The sequence below is a fragment of the Hymenobacter gelipurpurascens genome (genome assembly GCF_900187375.1).
GTDB lineage: Bacteria > Bacteroidota > Bacteroidia > Cytophagales > Hymenobacteraceae > Hymenobacter > Hymenobacter gelipurpurascens.
The window spans coordinates 1,497,682-1,518,002 of sequence record NZ_FYEW01000001.1 but is presented as its reverse complement, the minus strand read 5'-3'; the positions used below and the strand labels follow the sequence as shown (position 1 = coordinate 1,518,002).

At 57.0% G+C, this 20,321-nt stretch carries 17 protein-coding genes; 8 read left to right on the top strand and 9 right to left on the bottom strand.

Going from position 1 to position 20,321, the window contains the following annotated elements; genetic code table 11:
- Positions 1 to 25: 25 nt before the first annotated feature.
- Positions 26 to 1,045, bottom strand: coding sequence for a UDP-N-acetylglucosamine 4,6-dehydratase (inverting) (pseB, locus tag CFT68_RS06475; protein WP_088842572.1), 1,020 nt, complete (start codon positions 1,043 to 1,045; stop codon positions 26 to 28).
- 143 nt (positions 1,046 to 1,188) lie between these two features.
- Between pseB and CFT68_RS06470 the strand changes: the two genes are divergently transcribed.
- Positions 1,189 to 3,024, top strand: a complete 1,836-nt coding sequence (locus CFT68_RS06470; protein WP_088842571.1) for a hypothetical protein — start codon at positions 1,189 to 1,191, stop codon at positions 3,022 to 3,024.
- 4 nt (positions 3,025 to 3,028) lie between these two features.
- On the opposite strand, the gene CFT68_RS06465 is transcribed toward CFT68_RS06470, so the two are convergent.
- Complete coding sequence (locus CFT68_RS06465; RefSeq protein WP_245815294.1) at positions 3,029 to 4,375, bottom strand: glycosyltransferase family 4 protein; 1,347 nt, start codon at positions 4,373 to 4,375, stop codon at positions 3,029 to 3,031.
- A 177-nt stretch (positions 4,376 to 4,552) separates the two neighbouring features.
- On the opposite strand from CFT68_RS06465, the gene ffh reads away from it, so the two are divergent.
- On the top strand, positions 4,553 to 5,902 hold the full coding sequence (gene ffh / locus CFT68_RS06460; RefSeq protein WP_088842569.1) for a signal recognition particle protein: 1,350 nt from the start codon (positions 4,553 to 4,555) through the stop codon (positions 5,900 to 5,902).
- Between the two features lie 75 nt (positions 5,903 to 5,977).
- Here ffh and CFT68_RS06455 read toward each other — a convergent pair whose 3' ends face one another.
- Entirely contained in the window at positions 5,978 to 6,454 is a 477-nt protein-coding gene (locus tag CFT68_RS06455) for a nucleoside deaminase (protein ID WP_088842568.1), read from the bottom strand.
- A gap of 784 nt (positions 6,455 to 7,238) precedes the next feature.
- On the opposite strand from CFT68_RS06455, the gene CFT68_RS06450 reads away from it, so the two are divergent.
- On the top strand, positions 7,239 to 7,769 hold the full coding sequence (locus CFT68_RS06450) for a GAF domain-containing protein (protein WP_088842567.1): 531 nt from the start codon (positions 7,239 to 7,241) through the stop codon (positions 7,767 to 7,769).
- A 181-nt stretch (positions 7,770 to 7,950) separates the two neighbouring features.
- On the opposite strand, the gene CFT68_RS06445 is transcribed toward CFT68_RS06450, so the two are convergent.
- Entirely contained in the window at positions 7,951 to 9,840 is a 1,890-nt protein-coding gene (locus CFT68_RS06445; RefSeq protein ID WP_088842566.1) for a pyruvate kinase, read from the bottom strand.
- A 465-nt stretch (positions 9,841 to 10,305) separates the two neighbouring features.
- On the opposite strand from CFT68_RS06445, the gene pta reads away from it, so the two are divergent.
- Positions 10,306 to 12,396, top strand: coding sequence for a phosphate acetyltransferase (pta, locus tag CFT68_RS06440; protein ID WP_088842565.1), 2,091 nt, complete (start codon positions 10,306 to 10,308; stop codon positions 12,394 to 12,396).
- 41 nt (positions 12,397 to 12,437) lie between these two features.
- On the top strand, positions 12,438 to 13,655 hold the full coding sequence (locus CFT68_RS06435; protein ID WP_088842564.1) for an acetate/propionate family kinase: 1,218 nt from the start codon (positions 12,438 to 12,440) through the stop codon (positions 13,653 to 13,655).
- Positions 13,656 to 13,752: 97 nt separating this feature from the next.
- Here CFT68_RS06435 and CFT68_RS06430 read toward each other — a convergent pair whose 3' ends face one another.
- Entirely contained in the window at positions 13,753 to 14,217 is a 465-nt protein-coding gene (locus CFT68_RS06430) for a hypothetical protein (protein ID WP_088842563.1), read from the bottom strand.
- Between the two features lie 129 nt (positions 14,218 to 14,346).
- Positions 14,347 to 14,526 carry a DUF2256 domain-containing protein gene (locus CFT68_RS06425; protein ID WP_088842562.1) on the bottom strand — a complete coding sequence of 60 codons (180 nt, stop codon included), beginning with the start codon at positions 14,524 to 14,526 and terminating at the stop codon, positions 14,347 to 14,349.
- Between the two features lie 112 nt (positions 14,527 to 14,638).
- On the opposite strand from CFT68_RS06425, the gene CFT68_RS06420 reads away from it, so the two are divergent.
- Both CFT68_RS06420 and CFT68_RS06415 read left to right on the top strand, forming a co-directional pair.
- The gene (locus CFT68_RS06420) at positions 14,639 to 15,376 is read left to right on the top strand and encodes a class I SAM-dependent methyltransferase (protein ID WP_088842561.1); all 738 of its coding nucleotides are present in this window, start codon (positions 14,639 to 14,641) and stop codon (positions 15,374 to 15,376) included.
- 130 nt (positions 15,377 to 15,506) lie between these two features.
- Complete coding sequence (locus tag CFT68_RS06415) at positions 15,507 to 15,959, top strand: acyl-CoA thioesterase (RefSeq protein ID WP_088842560.1); 453 nt, start codon at positions 15,507 to 15,509, stop codon at positions 15,957 to 15,959.
- A gap of 171 nt (positions 15,960 to 16,130) precedes the next feature.
- Here CFT68_RS06415 and CFT68_RS06410 read toward each other — a convergent pair whose 3' ends face one another.
- From CFT68_RS06410 to CFT68_RS06400, 3 genes are all read right to left on the bottom strand, one after another.
- Positions 16,131 to 16,667, bottom strand: a complete 537-nt coding sequence (locus CFT68_RS06410) for a DinB family protein (RefSeq protein ID WP_088842559.1) — start codon at positions 16,665 to 16,667, stop codon at positions 16,131 to 16,133.
- Between the two features lie 195 nt (positions 16,668 to 16,862).
- Entirely contained in the window at positions 16,863 to 17,846 is a 984-nt protein-coding gene (locus CFT68_RS06405) for a pyruvate dehydrogenase complex E1 component subunit beta (protein ID WP_088842558.1), read from the bottom strand.
- 200 nt (positions 17,847 to 18,046) lie between these two features.
- Positions 18,047 to 19,861, bottom strand: a complete 1,815-nt coding sequence (locus CFT68_RS06400; RefSeq protein ID WP_141106471.1) for a tetratricopeptide repeat protein — start codon at positions 19,859 to 19,861, stop codon at positions 18,047 to 18,049.
- Positions 19,862 to 20,027: 166 nt separating this feature from the next.
- Here CFT68_RS06400 and CFT68_RS06395 point away from each other — a divergent pair, with 166 nt between their 5' ends.
- On the top strand, positions 20,028 to 20,246 hold the full coding sequence (locus tag CFT68_RS06395) for a PspC domain-containing protein (protein ID WP_088842556.1): 219 nt from the start codon (positions 20,028 to 20,030) through the stop codon (positions 20,244 to 20,246).
- Positions 20,247 to 20,321: the final 75 nt, after the last annotated feature.

Genomic DNA, 20,321 nt, shown 5'->3' with positions numbered 1-20,321 from the left:
AAAAACCAATAAATGTGCGAAGGTTCTAGGCCTGAAAACTCGCATCTACGTGCAGGCGGATTTCCTCCCGAATCTGCTCGGCGTCCATCCATTCGGTGTTGTTGCTGGAGTCGTAGTGGAAGCCCGGCTCTACGCGGCGGCCGCGGAAGTGCTTGATGAAATCATCTACGTCCCAGCGCGGCGTGAAGGGCAGTATCACGTAGTATTTATCCAACTCCACGGTGCTCAAGGCGTCTGTTTCGGTAATCATTTCCTCGTGCAGCTTCTCGCCCGGCCGGATGCCCACAATCTCTTGGCGGCAGTTGGGGCCGATGGCTTTGGCTACTTCCGTGATCTTGTAGCTCGGAATCTTGGGCACGAAAATCTCGCCGCCCCAGCTGTGCTCCAGCGCGTAAAGCACGAGGTCTACACCCTCTTCCAGCGAAATGTTGAAGCGCGTCATATCGGGGTGCGTGATGGGCAGCACGCCCGACGTACGGCGGTTCAGAAAAAATGGCACCACCGAGCCGCGGGAGCCGATTACGTTGCCGTAGCGCACCACCGAGAAGCGCAGGTCGCGGGAGCCTTTCATGTTGTTGGCGGCCACAAACAGCTTATCGGAGCATAGCTTGGTGGCACCATACAGGTTAATGGGCGCTGCCGCTTTGTCGGTGCTCAGGGCTACAACGTCCTTCACGCCGCAGTCCAGGGCCGCATTAATCACGTTTTCGGCCCCGAAGATGTTGGTTTTGATGCACTCCATCGGGTTGTACTCGGCGGCCGGCACCTGCTTAAGGGCCGCGGCGTGCACAATAATATCAATGCCCTCGCAGGCCCGCTTCATCCGCTCCGCGTCGCGCACATCCCCAATGAAGTACCGAATGGCGGGGTACTTTTCATGCGGGAAAATCTGCGACATCTCGTATTGCTTGAGCTCGTCGCGGGAGTACACCACCAAGCGCTTTACCTGCGGATATTTATCGAAGACAGTCTGGACGAACTGCTTACCGAACGAACCGGTGCCACCGGTTACGAGAATAGACTTATGATTGAGGTCGAGGGCCATGCGAAAGGAGGGAGGCCGGCCACTGGCCGGTTGGGTAAGGGCAGCAAAAGTAGGCATTCCGGCCGGAGCTTCCGTACTTTTGCTGCACGGGCTGCATCACCCAGTAGCGGCGGTATGGACCCCGATTATTAATTGCTTCTCTCATGCCTGATTTCGCTTTCCCCGAACCCGTTAAAGTTGTCATCTGGGATTTAGATGATACGTTTTGGCGCGGTACGCTGTCGGAAGGAGCCATTGAAGCCATAGAGGAAAATCTGCAGCTGGTGCGCGATACGGCGGCGCGTGGCATTGTCCATACCATCGTCAGCAAAAATGACTTTGCACCCGCTGAGGCCAAACTTCAGGAATTGGGTATCCGCGACCTGTTTGTGTTTCCCCAAATCAGTTGGCAGCCCAAGGGGCCGATTATTAAGGAGCTGCTGGAACAGATGCAGCTGCGGGCACCCAACGCACTTTTCCTGGATGATAACCCCATCAATAGGGCTGAGGCGCAGTTTTATAACCCCGAGCTGCAGGTAGCCGACCCCGCCGACCTAGGCCACCTGGCCCCGTTGCTGCGCGCCAGTGGCAAGCCCGACCCCGGGTTTTCGCGCCTGGAACAATACAAATTGCTGGAGCGCCAGCAAGAAGCCCGCGCTGCCTACAATGATAATCTGGCTTTCCTGCGCGATGCTCAGGTAAACATTCAGTTTCAGGAAGGCTCGGCAGTATTGCCGGATTTAGGTCGAATCGAGGAACTGATCAACCGCTCTAATCAACTGAATTTTACCAAGCGCCGCGTTACAAAAGAAGCGCTTTCGGCCAGCTTCGCGGACGCTACGCGGCGGTGGGGCACGGTGCGTGTGCACGACCGGTTCGGGGATTACGGCCTCGTAGGAATCTACTGCCTAAACCTACCCGAAAACCGACTGGAGCAACTGGTTTTCTCCTGCCGCATCCTGCATTTGGGCGTGGAGCAATTCACCTACGCGCACCTGGGTTTCCCTAAGTTAGAGGTGCAGGGAGAAGTGGCCACCACTCTGAATACCACTGATTATCCTGACTGGATTACCGTAGCAACGGCTCAGCCGACACCGAATAGGCCTACGCCTCCGGCCGATAGCACTGCCCCCGCCCACCTGCGCGTGCTGCTGAAAGGCGGCTGCGACCTGGGCCAACTGACGCCGTTTCTGCAGGCGTTTCAGCTGGAAGTGGAAGAGGAATTTAACTATAACAACGAGTACCAAATTCCCGTCCATGTAGAGCACACGGAGCTGCTGCGTGCGGGCCGCGAGTGGCCTAGGGCCGAGCAGCAACGCCTGGCCGCTGCTTTGCCGTTTTTAGGCCAGGAAGCTTTCGATACAAAGCTCTGGAACGAGCAGTACGATGTGCTGGTGTACAGCCCGCTCATGGACTATACGCAGGATTTGTACCGCGAAAAGGCTACAGGCCTACAGGTGCCTTTCGGGGGCTATCAGAACCTTATGCAGGTAGATCCGGCCACCCAAGCCGCGAAATATGCTCAGCGTCGCTTTCAGGGACTGGATGAAGCCCTCCTGCGTCGGTTCCAGCAGGAGTTTGCCTATGTAGGCCAGATTACGCCCGCGCTGTTTCAGGAAAATTTGCGGTGGCTGCGCACCCAGATACCCCCACAAGTTCCCATTTTCTTTCTGAATGGTACTGAAATCGAGGTGTCTAATTCCGGCGAAAAGGGGGCTGTAGCGCGCCACGGCCTTATGAATCAGGCGTTGGCGGAGTTTGTGGCTTCCGCCGAGAACTGCTTTGTGGTTGATGTGCGCGGCTTCATCCAAACGCCCACCGACGTTACGAATAACCTGCGCCATTACCATCGTCAGCATTACCGCACCCTGGCCCAGCACCTCGCGGAAGCCATTGGCCAGTGGCACGGCCGCCAGCTGGAGCGCTCCGGCTGGGTCGATTTGAAAGCTCGCGCGGTTAGCCTACTACCCAGCAAATTGCGGGGCCTGTGGCAGAAGTAAATTGCTATTTTTCCAGCAACCCAGCCAACTGCTCCGTGAGGGCGCGGCGAGAATATCGGGCGTGGTTGAGCGCGGGCAAATCTAGATTAGGGTTGATGCGCCACTGGCCTACGAGTGTTTCCAGATGGGCCAGCATGTTGGCATAGCCATCATAGGGCAGGACGTGGCCGGCGCCGCATTCTTCCAGCAAGGTGTCAGCATCGGAGCCAATGGGGCCAACGCATAGAATAGGCTTATTAGCAGCGAGATATTCGAACACCTTGCCCGGCAAGATGCCGAAGTTGTTCGCCACATCCGGAATGGCCATTAGCAGCACCGTGGACTGCAACAGGTACCGCACCGATTCATCGTGCGGCACGAACGCCACAAACTCCGTGCGCTCTAGCAGGCCCGCTTGCGCAATCTGTTCCTGTAGGCCACCCGATACTTTCCCCACGAAGCGCAGTCGCAGCGGCACATCTGGGTGGCGGCGGGTGCATTCGGCGCAGGCCGCCAGCAGCTGCTCAATATGGTAGGTTTCGGAGATAGTGCCGGTGTGGGTGATGAGCAGCGCATCCGTCGGGGGCTGGCTAGGCCACTGGAAATCAGCTTCATCGTAGCCATTGGGCAGCACCTGAATCTTATCGGCCACGAGCTTTGGCGACTTGCCCAGGAAAAGTCGTTTGGTATTGGGACTCGTGACCAGTACGGCATCGGCCTGCTCCAGCACTTGGCGCTCGTACTGCGCATCGAGCCAGCGGGCAGGCGGCGTGTGGTTCAGCTCTTTGTAGTAATAAATATCTGTCCAAGGGTCGCGCATATCGGCCAGCCAGCGCAGGCCATAGCGGCGCTTGAGCTCTAGGCCTATCAGCTGGGTAGAGTGGGGCGGCGAGCTAGTGAGTACAGCATCAAATTGCTCGCCCTGGGCTATCAGGTTGGCCACGGCGCGCAGCACGTAGGCGTTCCAGCCGCGGCGCGCATCCGGTATGAACACATTGCCGCGCACGAATTTGAACAGCCGTTGTACAAAGCTGGTCTTGCTTTCACCCACGAAGCCGCCGTAGGGCACCTGCTTGCCCGTCAGTTTTTTATAGCTGTCGAAGGGCTCAAACGTATTGGTTCTGATGACGCGCACACCAGCTGGCACGTCGGCCGCCAGGGAGTCGTCCAGCACCGGGTAAGCGCCCTGGGCCGGGTCCACGGTAATTACTGTGGGCTCTACGCCAAACTGCGGCAGGTGCTTCACAAACTTGAGGCTGCGCTGCACGCCAGCACCTCCTGAAGGCGGCCAGTAATAGGTAATAACAAGCAGACGAAGCGGACGGTCGGGCACGGACACTGGTGAAAGCGGATACGGACGGCGAAGGTACACAGCTATAGCCATTCCGGGGTTTTCTGGTTACTTTTGGAGGCTGAACGTAGTTCTTGCCTGCTTGCTTCCCAAGAGCATGCAGTATTCCTGGCATCCTGGCGAGCCTTGCGCTCAACAGGGTTTACAGGCAGCAATCAGCCATATAACAGAGAAAAACAGCGCAAATCAGCGACTCCAATGTTCGATAGTCTCAGTACCAAGCTCGACCGCGCCTTCAAAACCCTCAAGGGCCAGGGCAGCATCACCGAAATCAACGTAGCGACGACCGTAAAGGAAATTCGCCGGGCTCTTGTCGATGCCGACGTTAACTACAAGGTAGCCAAGGAAGTAACCGATAAGATTAAGGAAGAGGCCATGGGCCGCGACGTGCTGATCAGCGTGTCGCCGGGCCAGCTGATGACGAAAATCGTGTACGATGAGCTCACCGAGCTCATGGGCGGCGAAAAGCAGGACATCGTCATCAAGGGTGAGCCAGCCGTAATACTGCTGTCGGGTCTTCAGGGCTCGGGTAAAACTACCTTCGCCGGTAAGCTGGCCGCCTACCTCAAAAAGCAAAACCGCGCAGTTCTCCTGGTGGCCTGCGACGTGTACCGTCCGGCCGCTATTGATCAGCTGAAGGTATTGGGCGAGCAAGTGGGCGTAGAAGTGTACTCGGAGCCGGAAAACAAAAATCCGGTTCAGATTTCGCAGAACGCCATCGAGTACGCTCGCAAAAACAATAAGAAGGTCGTAATCATCGACACCGCCGGCCGCTTGGCCGTCGATGAGCAGATGATGAATGAGATTGAGGCCGTGAAGCGGGCCATCAACCCGTCGGAAACCCTGTTCGTGGTAGACTCCATGACGGGCCAGGACGCCGTAAACACCGCCAAAACCTTCAACGACCGCCTTAACTTCGACGGCGTGGTGCTCACTAAGCTCGACGGTGACTCGCGCGGTGGTGCGGCCCTCTCGATTCGGGCAGTGGTGGAGAAACCCATCAAATTCATCTCGACGGGGGAGAAAATGGAGGCGCTGGATATGTTCTATCCAGACCGGATGGCCCAGCGTATCCTGGGAATGGGCGACGTTATTTCGCTCGTGGAACGTGCTCAGCAGCAGTTCGATGAGGAAGAAGCCAAGCGCATCAACCAGAAGATTCGCAAGAACCAGTTCAACTTCGACGACTTCCTCTCCCAGTTGGAGCAGATCAAGAAGATGGGCAACCTGAAGGATCTGGTAGGTATGATTCCGGGCATGGGTAAAGCCATGAAGGACGTAGAAATCGATGATGACGCCTTCAAGCCGATTGAGTCTATTATCAAGAGCATGACGCCCAAGGAGCGCGCTCAGCCCGAGCTGCTGAACGGCTCGCGCCGCCGCCGTCTCGCCAAAGGTTCCGGCACGGATATTCAGCAGGTAAACAACCTGATGAAGCAGTTCGAGGACATGCGCAAAGTGATGCGCACCATGAACAAGATGAGCCAGACCAAAGGCGGTATGCAGCAGATGGCCCGCATGATGGGCATGAAAGGACCCATCCGCTAGGCCACTCTTCGGCAACAAAAAAGCCCCGTACCATCTGGTACGGGGCTTTTTTGTTGCCGAAGAGTGGCCTAGCGCTTAATAATCTGTGCGGCCTTCTTTCACCTCCCAGGCTCGGAAGCCAGCCAGCGCCTCGTCGCGCAGCAGTTCCGTCATCGGAATCTGGCGGTTGGGCAGGGGCTTTTCTAATTCCTCATAAATGAACTGGTCATCGAAGCCAATGGCGGCGGCATCCTGCTTGGTGTTGCCATAAAACACGCGGCGCGGCCGGGCCCAGTAGATGGCTCCCAGGCACATCGGGCATGGCTCGCAGGAAGTGTACAGGTCGCAATCGTCGAGCTGAAAGGTGCCAAGAGTGGCGCAGGCTTTCCGGATGGCATCTACCTCGGCGTGGCACGTAGGGTCGTTGGTGCTGGTTACCTGGTTGAAGCCGCGGGCAATGATTTCGCCATTTTTCACAATCACGGCACCAAACGGACCACCAAAACCGGCCTGCATTTTATCAATTGAAAGGCGAATGGCTTCGCGCATGAAGTTGGGGTCGGGAGTTTCCATAAGCAGATAGCGAGGAGGGCAAGTGGCCTAGTGAGTCAAAAACTCCGCAAAATACAACCATAAAGTATTGCCCTCCGAAAAGTCTTTCAACAGGCCCTCCCTGTCAATACAAGCCTTTGGACAAGCTGTCTTTAATCAAGCAATTCAGATAATACTATGTATTTGCAAAACATACTGCGCAAATATTGGTAACTAGAGGACGAATATGGGGAGTGTGCTCTTGATGAAACATTTGCAAAAGTTTTTATTAACTGATGCAACCTTATCGGGGGTGTAGCGCCTCTTATTCGTGTAGACACTTAAAATTATTCTGGTTAGTGGTTGATGAACTGTGAGTTGCCAAGCTTTGGCCTGATAGTTGCAAGACCAAAAACGAAAGAATAGTTTTTTAGGTGTTTTGGTTGTGGAAAAGGGGCGGTCTTGTGGACCGCCTTTTTTTATGCTTTACACTTACAGGTTACTGGTTGTGAGCTAGTATAGCTGCAAGCCGGCCGGTGGTAACAGGCACCTTGTATTAGAGCTTGGAGAGAGGTAGACCCTAAGATTGAGGGCGCTGTTAAAGGCTGGTTTCCGGGTTTTTCAAGGCTGATAGTATTTTGAGAATCTACTCCTTGAAATAAATTGGAGCCGTTTATTTGATAACAGTGGGCTTTGCCTACATCAATAGGCCTAGAGAAAACAGGGCGGCGTCTAACCCTGGTTGGGTTGTTTGAGTAGACTGGATTGGCACCGGTCCGTAGCCGCGTCGCCACGAAGACTCTGGTTTATTCTTTAGCCAAGCTCCATGACTACTCCATCCATTGCCGAATTGAAGGCTGTGCTGGCCACCCCAAGCCCCGCAGCTGATGCCTTGCAGCGTGCCCTGGACCTGATGGGTTTGGAACTGCGCGTTGACCGGTGCTTTCTGTATGTGCGTGACCCTACGCGGGGCCGGGGGCGCATTGCCTTGGTCTGGCGGCTGGACGAGGCCGTACCCGACCCGCGCCACGATTGGCAGGACGATACCAGGCAGCTCCCGCAGCAAGACCCCTTATTTCGGGCGGCTCTCGCCACTGAACCGTCGGTGTTTATTGATGACGTAACCGAAGCGGGCCCTGAGGTGCTCAACCAGGAGTTTGAGCGGCGCACATTTGGGCACCGCGCCCTGGTACATGCCCACATCACCGAGCAGGGCCAGTTGTGGGGCATTCTGCAGCCGTGCGTGTTTAGTCACCCGCGCCATTGGACCCCTGCTGAGCGAGAGTATATAGAGGCCGCTACGCCTTTATTCCTGCCTGTAATCAAACAGTATTTAAGCGAACAACCAGAGGGGTAGTGCCCACATTGGGTGGCGGCTGCTTTGCCTAAGCGGTGGCAGGAGAGCCGCTGAGCCGATCTGCTTACCTGGCCTACTGACCAAGTGCCCTCGTAAATACTGCCGCAAGTGCGTGATAATGAGCTTTTTTAAAGTTGACTTGTAGGCCAGTAATAATCAGCTCAGCGCTATGCTTTTCTGTCTACGGCCGGCCCACCTCTAACTCGGGGAGCATATGCGCCACGTGCAGGCTCCGGAGCATGGCGCTTTTCTTTCGCTGGTGGGCCTGCATGCGGCGCAAAATACCGTCGAGGGTCTGTACGGCCTGCACCACCTGCGGCCCCTTGTTGAGCATCACGCACTCCGCCCGGTCGCTCATGGCGGCGTCGGTTACTTCGGCGCGGGAAGGCAGGCCGCCACTGGCCAGGCTTTCCAGTACCTGCGTGGCCCATACTACCGGTACATGGGCGGCTTCGCAAAGCCACAGCATTTCTTCCTGAACTTCGGCCAGCCGCTCGAAGCCGCATTCCACGGCAAGGTCGCCTCGGGCAATCATTACGCCGCAGCTGCTGGCCTGCATGGCGCTGAGCAGTAGGGCTGGAAGCTGCTCGAAGCCCCGTTGCGTTTCTATTTTGAGAATGATAGGCAGCGGCCGTGCCGACAGTCCCAACAGGTGCTGCTGCAATTGCTCCACATCCTGCGCGCTATTGACAAAGGAGAGGCCTACCATGTCGGCGTGCTGCACCACAAACGGCAGGTCCTCCAGATCCTTTGCTGTTAGAGAAGGTATGGACAGTTGGGTGTCGGGCAGATTTATGCCCCTGTCGTTGCGGAGCTTCCCGCCTTTGGCCCGAGCTTGCGTAATGCGTATCTGCAGCGCGTCGGGCGTTACCTGTTCCACTACGCCCCCAATTTTCCCATCATCAAACCAGATCCGCTCGCCGGGTTTTACCTGGTCGAGCACTTCCGGCATGGTGCAGCCAATGACAAGGGACGGTACAGAGGTGGCTACCGGGACGCTGGGAGGGGCCACGGGAAGCGGTCTGCGCGTTAGATGCAGCACGTCGTTGGGGTGTAGCAGCAGTAGCGAGTCGTGGCGAGGCAACTGCTCGAGCGTAGCGCTCATTTTCGGACCCAGAAACTGCATATCTGGAGCTAGATACGTGGTTTTGCGGAGTTCAACCCAGCAGCCCTGCTCACTGGTATTGTGCACCCGCATTTTTCGCTTACTGCCGCGCATATCTCTGAAGCGGAGGGCGTCGCCGGGGTGCAGCGTTTGTAGCCATTTGGCCGGGAAGGCGAGAGTAGTAGCTGCCGCAGCCGGAGCTGCGGCCGAGTGCTCCTGAGAAGTTAGCCAAAGCCTGGCCGGGGCCAGCACACCTCCAAAATCGTCGCGCTCCGGGCTGATTCTTAGCACTGCGGGCCCCAGGGGAAGGTCGGCTGTGCGAAGTTTGGCTCCTGCCAGATCCATACTGATTTTGCAGGTTTTACCAAGTTCCTGCTCCGCCTGGCGTAGGTGCTGAATCATTTGCTGCCAAGCACTTGTGTCGTCGTGGGCGCAGTTGATGCGGACGCAGTCCATGCCTTGGCGCAGCAGCTCTCGCACCAGCGGGTAGTCGGTGGCGGCCTCGCTGGGTAGCGTCACCATGATGCGCACATCGCGGCCGGCAGGAGTGGGGCCTAGCGCCGTCTCGCTGTGCTGGCCTAGCAGGTGCACACCGCTGACAAAAGTGGGCGCCGTTTCACAGGGAGGTACCGCAACGGGAGTGCCTGGGTAAACCAGCTCATGCAAGACAGCCAGCACGGCATCAACGCTGGCCAGCGCATGCGACTCGGCCCGGCCCAACGACGACAGGCCTAGCGCCGCCAGGCGCTGCTGCAGGGGGCGTAGATCGTGGCGCCGCAGGGCCAGGTAATGGAGCAGGTTGTGGGCGCTGGCCTGAAAAGTAGTGTCAACCTTGGCTATTCGGCCGGCGCCCTGAGTAGCTACCTCTACCATTTCCTGGCGTAGACGGACGAGTTCAGTCAGCAACTCCGCAATTTCCGCCGCGTGGCGCTCTGCAAACGAAGGAGGTGAAAGTTGATCAGTCATCACAAAAGCCTTATCCACAAGTACCTGGCAGCAGTTAGCCGTCCATCAGACCCTAAGTGCAACAGCTGGATTAAGAATCACGCATGCCTACCATAAAATAACATTTTATACTGGTAGTTCATGGGTATTCTTATTCGTAATCAGGATTTTGTGCCCGATTGCAAACGAAGCGGCTAGCTGCCTAGGCCACTCTGGCCGAGAGATTCAACCGGCTTTAAAAAAGCTGAGCGTCTGACATCCGGCGCGTGCTGCTGCTGACTAACAACTGCACAGCTACACAGTTGTACCACGAACCCAACGCACTCGCTTCGTAAACCGGCGCTGGTACTGTGGTAGCCGACTGCTTCTGCCGCACATCCCGGGAATACTTCGGTGCGTAAGCAAACCCGACTTAACCGCTTAGAGGCTGCACTGGTTAGCTAGTGAACATCTCAGGCGTTACTCACCACGCTTTCTGCCCCGTTTATGACAAAAACCATCTTCATTGCTTCCGCCGAGCCTTACAGCGGCAAATCCATTATTGCGCTGGGGCTTGTGAATATGCTGCTTGGGCAAACCCGAAAGATTGGCTTCTTCAAACCTATCATTGAGGCTCACCCCCACGAAAAGCGGGACGCTCATATCGAGACCATCATCAACTACTTCAAGCTGCCGCTGGCCTACGAGGATACCTATGCCTATACCCGGCCGGAAGCACTGCGCCTGCTGGAGTCGGAAGCCCAGGGCGAGCTGATTGATACCGTGATTCATAAGTACAAGCAGCTGGAAGAGCACTACGATTTCACGGTGGTGGAGGGCAGCGACTACGTGGGGGCCGGCACCGCCTTTGAGTTCGATGCGAATGTATCGATTGCCAAAAATCTGGGTGTGCCGGTTATCGTGGTGGTTTCAGGGGAAGGCAAAGGAACAGCACAGATTATCAGTGAGATGCTAACGGTTATCCGGGGGTTTGAAGCCCGGGAAGTGACCGTGCTGATGGCCGTAGCCAACAAGATAAAGCTGGAGCAAGCCCATGATGTGCGCCTGTTACTGCTAGGCCAGTTGCCCAAGGAAATCCTGCTGGCCGTGATTCCGGAAGACATCAATCTCCTACATCCAACCATGCGCGAAATTCAGCAGGCGCTAGGCGGGAAGCTGCTATTTGGTGAGAAAGAACTGGCTAACCAAGTGGATAACTATGTGATTGGGGCCATGCAAGTGCCCAACTTTCTCAACTACCTGAAGGATAACGTACTGATTGTGACGCCTGGCGACCGGGGCGACATTATCATCTGCGCGCTGCAGGCCAATTCCTCGGCCAGCTACCCCCGAGTGGCCGGCATTGTGCTCACGGCGGGCTCGGAGCCGGAAGCCCCCATCCTGCGCCTGATTGAAGGCCTGCCGGCCGTGGTGCCCATTCTGGCCGTGCCCACGGGAACCTTCGAAACCACTACCAAAGTGGGGGCCATCAAGTCGCGCATCAGCCTCGATAATCCGCAGAAGATTCAACTGGGCATCCAGACGTTTGAGCGGTATGTGGATGTAAAGGCCCTGAATGAGCGCCTGGTGAGCTACCAGCCGGAGGGTATCACGCCGCACATGTTTCAGTACCGGCTGCTGCAGTGGGCCAAGCGGAAGCGCCAGCACATTGTGCTGCCCGAAGGAAACGACGATCGTATTCTGCGGGCCGCCGCGCTGCTGCTGCACCAGAACATTGTGGACCTCACCATTCTGGGCAACCCACAAGAGGTGGCGGCCTCGGCGAAACGGCTGGGCATCCAGCTCCCACCGGATCATTTGCGCGTGATTGATCCGGTGCACTCAGAGTATTACCCGGCCTACGTGCAGACCTTTTATGAGCTGCGCAAATCCAAGGGCGTGAACGAAGACATGGCCCGCGACCTGATGCGCGATGTATCGTATTTCGGGAGCATGATGGTGTACCAGGGCCACGCCGATGGCATGGTTTCGGGAGCGGTGCACACTACTCAGCACACCATCCGGCCGGCGCTACAGTTCATCAAGACCAAGCCGGGCGTTTCGGTGGTGTCGTCGGTGTTTTTTATGTGCCTGCCAGATCGGGTGGCCGTGTTCGGCGACTGTGCTGTGAACCCCAACCCAACGGCCGAGCAGCTGGCTGAAATTGCCATTTCCTCGGCTGAAAGCAGCCTAGCTTTCGGGATTGAGCCGCGCATTGCCATGCTGTCGTACTCCTCCGGTACATCGGGTGCGGGTGCCGACGTAGATAAAGTGCGCCAGGCCACCGAGCTGGTTCGGCAGAAGCGCCCCGATCTGAAGGTAGAGGGCCCCATTCAGTACGATGCCGCCGTCGACCCGATTGTGGGCCGCCAGAAGCTCCCCGACTCAGAAGTGGCCGGGCAGGCCAGCGTGCTGATTTTCCCGGATCTGAACACCGGCAACAACACATACAAGGCCGTGCAGCGCGAAACCGGTGCTTTGGCTATCGGGCCGGTACTGCAGGGCCTCAACAAACCCGTCAACGACCTGAGTAGGGGCTGCACCGTAGATGATGTGTTTAATACCGTCGTTATCACGGCTATTCAAAGCCAGCAGTAAGACTGGCCTAGAGCTTCTATTTCAACGCCACTTCCCTTTGCATGAACATATTCGTTGTCAACTCTGGTAGTAGCTCCATCAAGTACCAACTGTTTCGCTGGCCTGCTCGTCAGCCCATTTGCAGTGGCCTGGTAGAACGCATAGGCCACCCCAATGCCACCATCACCCACAGGCTTTTCCGCACCGAAGCGGAGCAGGCGGCGCCGACTGAACAGAAGCGTACCCTGGAACTGCTGGACCACGAGGCAGGCCTACGCGAAGTGGTATACCTGCTGACGGACCCAGCCGAAGGTGTGATTCAGGACCCAGCGGAAATTGATGTGGTAGGCCACCGCGTGGTGCACGGCGGGGAGAGTTTCGCCGCTACCACCATCATCGATGAAGAGGTGAAGGCGGAAATAAGACGGCTGTTTGCGCTGGCCCCCTTGCACAACCCGGCCAACTTTGTGGGCATAGAAGTGGCTGAGCGGCTGTTTCCGCAGGCCCGGCAAGTGGCAGTATTCGATACGGCTTTCCACCAGACGCTGCCCGAATACGCGTTTCGGTATGCCTTGCCCGATGCGCTCTACCAGGAGCAGGGCATTCGGGTGTATGGGTTTCATGGCACCAGCCACAAATACGTAGCCGAGCAGGCCGCTGCGTACCTAGGCCACTCAGATGCCCGCCTCATCACCATTCACCTCGGCAATGGATGCAGCATGGCAGCCGTGCGGGGCGGTCAGTCTCTGGATACGAGCATGGGCTTCGGGCCGCTCACGGGCCTCGTGATGGGCACCCGCTCCGGCGACCTGGACACCTCAGTGGCGCTGCACCTAATGGGCCAGCTCGGCTATACCGTGGAGCAGCTGAGCACGCTTCTCAACAAGGAAAGCGGCATGTTGGGCCTCACGGGCCTTAGCGACATGCGCGACATCACCCGCGCCCTGGAGCAAGGCGACCCGCGTGCTGCCCTGGCCTACGAGCTATATGCCTACCGAATTCGCAAATATATCGGGGCGTATGCAGCCGTGCTCAACGGCCTCGATGCTGTAGTATTTACCGCCGGAGTAGGGGAGAATGATGCCCTTGTGCGGCGGCTGGCTTGCCAGAATATGGAGTTTTTCGGGCTGCAGCTGGACGCCGCCAAAAACCAGCAGCGCGTACCTGGCCTACGGGAAATCAACGAGAAAAATTCGCAGGTGAAAATCCTGGTTATCCCTACTAATGAGGAGCTGGAAATAGCCACGCAGTGCGCCGAGCTGCTGCAAGTCAACAGCTAATTCACTGCACACTCATTACCCAGAAGCCCGTTATCCAGCGCAAGTGCAGGATAACGGGCTTCTGGGTAATGAGATGGATGGTTTAAAGTGCTCAGGGTTAAATTACTACTCGCAACTGATACGTGGGCTCGGCTCCCGCTTCTGCTGAAGCGCCTGCCGACGTATCAGTTTCCTGGAATGCGCCCACGCGACTTGGGCCGTAGCCCAGGTTTACCTTAATCCATTCGTCGCGGACGGGTAGCATGTTGATGATGTCGCGGCGGAGTGTTTCGAGGTCGTCGCGCAGGTTTTGGAGCTGCTCGTGCATTTCATCACCGGCCTGGTCGTAGCTGCCGGTAGGAGGGCGCTGTTCAAAAACTCCGTCGGAGGTAGGAGCGGTGCCGGAGTGCGCGGCCGCGTCGGCTGCCGGGCCCGAAGTGGCATCGGGCTGCGGGGCAGGGTGGCTCAGCGAGGCACTTTCGGCTACGGCCCGCTGCAATTCTTTCTCGGCCTGCAAATAGGCCTGCAGTTTGTCTTCGAGAGGTAGCAGAGAAGGATCGAGGTAGTTGAGGTTGCTGGCCATGTGGAGGGAGAGTAAGGAGTGTGTTGGCTTTCAGAACGAAACCAAGCTAAAGAAGGATGCAGCAGGTGGCCTACGGAACTCTACTGGCCTACGGGCTTGGCAGGGTGGGGCGCAGTAATAAATTGTTCGTCAGGTAGTTGTGGTCTTGGGCTTGTTGCGCTGGCATTTCTCGCCGCAGTATTTCACTTCCTCCCAGTTGTTGCGCCACTTCTTGCGGTACTCAAACGGGCGGCCGCAGGTCAGGCAGATTTTGGTGGGCAAGTTGCCTTTCACAAGGCGGCCCGGGCGGTTGGAAGCAGGAGAAGACATCGGATAAAAATACCAAGGAATAGTGGCCTAGAAGCGTACGAAGCTGCGCCGTTATTGGTCGGCTATTACCAAAAGCGCATCCTGGCAAAGCTGCTGCCCGTATCTTTGCGCCATGTCTTCTTCTGCCCTTACCACCCAAGATCCGCTCGGTCATGCGCTACTGGCCTACCAGCGCGGACAGCATCAAGCTACGCTCACGGTCCATAGCAACGTGGCGGAAGAGGAGCCACTGCCAGCAGCGTACTTGTTTCGCTCGCTCTGGGAGATGCCCGAACTGGAACGCACCGCCCTGAACGAATGCCGGGGCCGGGTGCTGGACTTGGGCGCCGGCGCGGGGTGCCATGCGCTGGAGCTGCAGAGCCGCGGGTTCGAGGTAAAAGCCGTGGATATTTCGCCCGGCGCTGTGCAAGTGATGCAGGAGCGCGGGGTGAACGAAGTAGCCTGCCACGACCTGCTGGACCCCGCTTTAACCAAAGATAAGTACGACACCATTCTGATGCTGATGAATGGTATTGGTCTGGCCGGCACGCTCGAAGGGCTGGGAGGATTCCTGCAGCACGCTCACCAACTGCTCGCACCCGGCGGACAGATTCTGGCCACATCCTCCGACATCAGCTACTTGTATGAGGACGAAGACGGCGCCCTCGTGTTCGACCTCAACGGCCCTTATTACGGCGAGGTAGAGTACACAATGGAATATGAGGGCGAGCACGGCGCCACGTTCCCCTGGATTTTTGCCGACCCCAGCCTGCTGCAGGACTGCGCTGAAGCCGCCGGTTATCAGGTAGAGTTTCTGGAGGAAGACGACCAGCAGCAGTACCTCGTGCGGCTTTCCCTCAAAGGCCAGTAGGCCTCTTCCCGCAGACAGTACACATAAGAGAGTGGCCTAGACTGTATGGAGTACAGCCAAATGTAGCGCCGAAGCCACAGGATTTCCGCGCTACCAAGACGCCACCTGCTCATCAACCTCTATTTCCAGCATGACTCATTTCGAAAAGACTTACACCGTGCGCTGGGCCGATATGGACCCCAATGGCCACATGCGCCACTCTGCCTACACCGATTATGCCGCGCAACTGCGCATAGAGTACCTCGCGGCTCAGGGCTTTTCTTTGCAGCGCTTTGCGCAGCTGGGTATCGGCCCTATTCTGTTCCGCGAAGACACCCGTTTCCTGAAGGAAATGCACATCAGCGAAGACCTGCGCGTAAACGGTGAATTAGCTGGTTTGAGCGAAGATGGCTCACGGTGGCGCATCGTGCACACCCTCTACAAAGCCGATGGCCGGCCTTCCGCCACCGTAACGGTTGATGGCGCCTGGCTGGACTTGCGCGCCCGCAAGCTCACGGTGCCACCCGCCGAAATCACGGAAGCTATGCGTAACCTGCCGCGCCACGCGCACTACGCCGACATTGTGCGGGAGGCCAAGCAGTAACTAGTACAAGCTTCACTAGGCCAGTGTAACTGGAAGAGTAAGCCGAAAAACGACGGTCCTGCGGAGGGCCGCCGAAGCATCACTATCTCCGGCTAACTTATCTAATTAGCGCCGCTAATAATGCTTCAGCGGCCCTCCGCAGGACCGTCGTTTTAGATCAACTATTTGGCTCTAGGCCACTGTTTTCTTGATGCGCTCCACTTGCTGCTGATGATGCAGGATATGGTCGAGCATAAAATCCAGGGTTTGGTTAATGGTGAGCATGCCCGAGCGCGGGTGCTTGAAGATGGCGTGGCTTACCAGCTTGCCCGGAAACTCGTTGAGCAGCCGTTCCAGCCGCCGCCGCACGGCCTCCCACTCGGCACGTAGCTCGGGCAGAGGTGGGGCGGTTTCGGGCATCATCTTGGCCAGGAAGGAAGGCGCCTTAAAGCGCGTGAAGGGCAGCCGCAGCATCACGCGCAGCAGCCTCGACTTCAGAAACGACCCTATGCCAGCTTTCTGGTGGCCTTCTTCCTGTAGCAGCTTCTTCTCCAGATACTGCCCAATGCCCGTTTCAGAAATTACCAGATGCTGCACCACCTGCGCCGCCGACCACTGATTTGCCCCCGGCGACTGATAGGCCTTGTCGCCTAATGCCGCCACGGATTCCAGCAACCGGTTAGTTGCCTGTTCTAGCTGCTCAAAACGAAGATGTAAGCGGTGGTTCATACCAGCGAAAGCAAAAAGGAGAGAGGGAGGGAATAGGCTAAAAGGTACGCAAAAATCAGCCCAGGCCTACTTGCGTATAGGCCTAGAGGCTCCACGTAGCTTGCTTGTGGCAAGGCATAAACGAAAACCGACCGGCTGCGCATTGCAACCGGTCGGTTTATGTGTTGGTTACCAGTCTGTTGCTGGTTCAGGCAGTTATTTGCTCACGTACAGCACTTCTTTCACGGCCTTCACGGTGCGCTCCACGTTGGGCAGCGAGGCATCGATGAGGGTAGGCGCGTAGGGCAGTGGCACGTCCATGTTGGTGATGCGCAACACGGGAGCATCGAGGTAGTCGAAAGCGCGGCGCTGCACAATGTAGGCCAGTTCCGAGCTGATGCTCGCCAGCGGCCAGGCCTCTTCAACCACCACCATGCGGTTGGTTTTCTTCACTGACTCAATGAGAGTGTCATAGTCAATCGGGCGAACCGAGCGTAGGTCAATAACCTCGGCGCTGATGCCTTCTTTGGCTAATTCATCAGCAGAGGCCAAAGCCACCTTCATCATTTTGCCGAAGCTCACGATGGTCACGTTTTCGCCGGGACGCACCACATTGGCTTTGCCAATCGGGAGGAGGTACTCCTCTTCAGGAACTTCGCCCTTGTCGCCGTACATCAGCTCCGATTCCATGAAAATAACTGGATCTGGGTCACGGATGGCGCTTTTCAGCAGGCCTTTCGCGTCGTAGGGGGTCGAAGGAACCACTACTTTCAGACCGGGCGTGTTGGCGTACCAGTTCTCGAAGTTCTGGGAGTGCTGCGATGACAGCATACCGGCGTTGCCGGTAGGTCCGCGGAACACGATAGGGCAGGAGTACTGCCCACCCGACATCGAATAGATCTTAGCGGCCGAGTTAATCACCTGGTCGATGGCTACCAACGAGAAGTTGAACGTCATGAACTCGATGATGGGCAACAGGCCATTGGCGGCCGCACCCACCCCGATACCGGCGAAACCCAGCTCAGCAATGGGCGTGTCAATCACGCGCTCCGGGCCAAATTCGTCGAGCATGCCCTGGCTCACTTTGTAGGCGCCGTTGTACTCGGCAACTTCTTCGCCCATCAGAAACACGCGCGGGTCGCGGCGCATTTCTTCGGACATGGCTTCACGCAGGGCTTCCCGGAATTGGATGGTCCGCATAATCGTAAGGAAAGACGAAAAGAACTGTTCAGAATCAAAAAGCCGGCACGAGTCCGGCGCGTAAAGCTACAACGAGCAAACCAACTTGTGAAATTGTGAAGTGGTGAAATGGTGAGTTTGACGTTCTGCCAGCTCAAATAGCGCGGTCTAGGCCACTAGAATGTCAAACTCACCATTTCACCACTTCACAATTTCACCTCTTACCGAAGCGCCTCCAGAAACGGTTTGCCTTTCGCAAAATCACGGAACTCCAGGTCCTCTACGGCGCGGTTGGCGTAGGCGCGGTCGAGCTCCACGGCGTGGCGCAGGTGCAGGGCCATGGCGGGCTCGTTTTGCTGACGGGCGGCTACCACAGCAAGGCAGTAGGCCAGAAGTGGGTCGTTGGGACGGAGGGCAATGGCTTCGGCGTAAATGTCGGCGGCGCCCTGGTAATTGCCTTTCAGCACATAAATCAGGGCGCGGTTCATGATGTTCTGGTAGCTTTTGCCGCTGTAGCTGAGGCTGCGCAGGGCATCATCGAGCTGGCCTATTTCGATTTCCAGGGCGGCTTTATCGGCAAATACTTTGTTGAGCATAGGCCTAGGCCCCCCGAGCTTGATGGCGTAATCGTAGTTCTGCAGGGCCTCCAGCTTGTCGCCGGCGCGGTGGTAGGCGGTAGCCACGCGGTAGAACGACTCGGCGGTGGGGTTGCGGTGGGCGGCCAGCGTAAAGTTGACGGCGGCGCGGCGCATGTAGGCCTTCTGCACCTTGGGGTTCACCTCTTTCTCGGAGCGCTGCAAGAGCACTATGCCCAGGTTGTGATAGGCCTGCCAGAGGCCAGTGGTAGCCACGGAGGTTTCATAGATGCGCTGCTTTTCGGCCAGCAGCGGCGTAAGCGTGGCCGAATAGCGCAGCTCTTCGGGCGTCAGGGCATCGGTTTCGGTCTGCTTTTCTACAATTTTTTTGGAGAGGACATATATCTCCGAGTCGTAGCGCTTGGGAGCCGAGTAGCGCACGGCTACTGTGCCAAAGCGCATTACGGGGTAGATGTACTGCTCCAGGTAATCATAGAACGACAGTGCGTGCAGACTTTTCTCCTTGGTGGCGTAGGTGCCGGGCGTATCATTGATGAGCAGCAGCACCGAATCGACCTGCGCGGGCCGTAGCGCCGACTCCTGCACCTTGTTCAGGAACAAGTCCCAGCGGCGGTGGTAGGCCTCCGTCTCGAAATCAATCTGTCTGACTTTGTTGAGGTAGGAGTCCGTATCAACCTGCTTTTTGTAGTATTTCAGCAGCACCTGCACGCGCTTGTCGGCGAGGCGCGGGTCGTGGCGGTCCAAGGAATCGGGCGAGTGGCCAGCCGCAATCATCACTTTTTCGGTGTGCTGGTTGGCTTCGATGAAATCTTCCAGGGCCGCCACATTGGTGCCCAGGTAGTTGCGGATTTCAGCTTTGCCAGCATCAAAGAAAAACGGCAGTACCCGCGTGCCGCCCATGTTGTTATCAACGGTTTCCGGAAGCAAATTCAGAGCCGTATCCTGGCGCACCACCAGGCGGCTGGTGGTTACAATGCCGCGGGCCAGCTTGATTTCCTTGCCTTTCACGCGCTTGCCATTCGGTTTTAGCTCGCGGGCATCGGGGAGGGCTACCAGTTCGCCGGGGCTCTTGCGGGTGGTGTAGGGAAACACGAACTGCTTCTTGATGATGAGCTTATCCTTCTGCTCCTCATCATAGGTATACTCGCCCGACATAAAGGTGAGGCGGCCTACGGTGTCTTCGCGTAAGCCATTATCGTAGCGGTAACTCAGGCCCAGGTTGTAGGCCACTCCTTTTTTCAGATGCTTGGCCGGGACTTTCGCCGTCACCTCAAACAGTACGTTTTCGCCGTTGCTTTCCAGCACAGCGGGCTCTACGGCAATTTGCTGCCCCGTCTGGGCGGTCTTCAGCACTTTGGAAAGTGGAGAGCAGGCTGGCAGAACAGCTACGCCGCCCGATAAAACAACCAACGAAAACAAACGGGGCAACGTAAATCGCATAAGCAATAGGAAGGGCGGAGGGCTCAAATTCAGAAGACAAACGTAAAACTGCCTCTCACAGACGTATCTTGCGAGACCATTTTATCGTAAGTGCTTGACACACTCTACTTATTAGTGTATTTTGGGTTTAGGTTGGCCACCGTCGGCAGCTTCTACTTTAGCAGATATGAAACGACTAACCGACTTTATTGAAAAGCAAAGCTTCGGCGTTTGCAACACGTTGGGAAACCGTTTGGGCTTTTCCAGCAGCAGCGTACGGCTCTCGTTTGTGTATGCCTCGTTCTTTACGTTTGGCTCCCCCATTGTGCTGTATTTTGCCCTGGCTTTCTGGATGAACGTGCGCCGGGCCATGCGGCGCCAGCGCAGCACCGTTTGGGACCTGTAGCCGTTTCAACCCCGATTCAAGACCTTCTCAAAAGCCTGCGACACTAGCTGTGTTGCAGGCTTTTTTATGCCCACT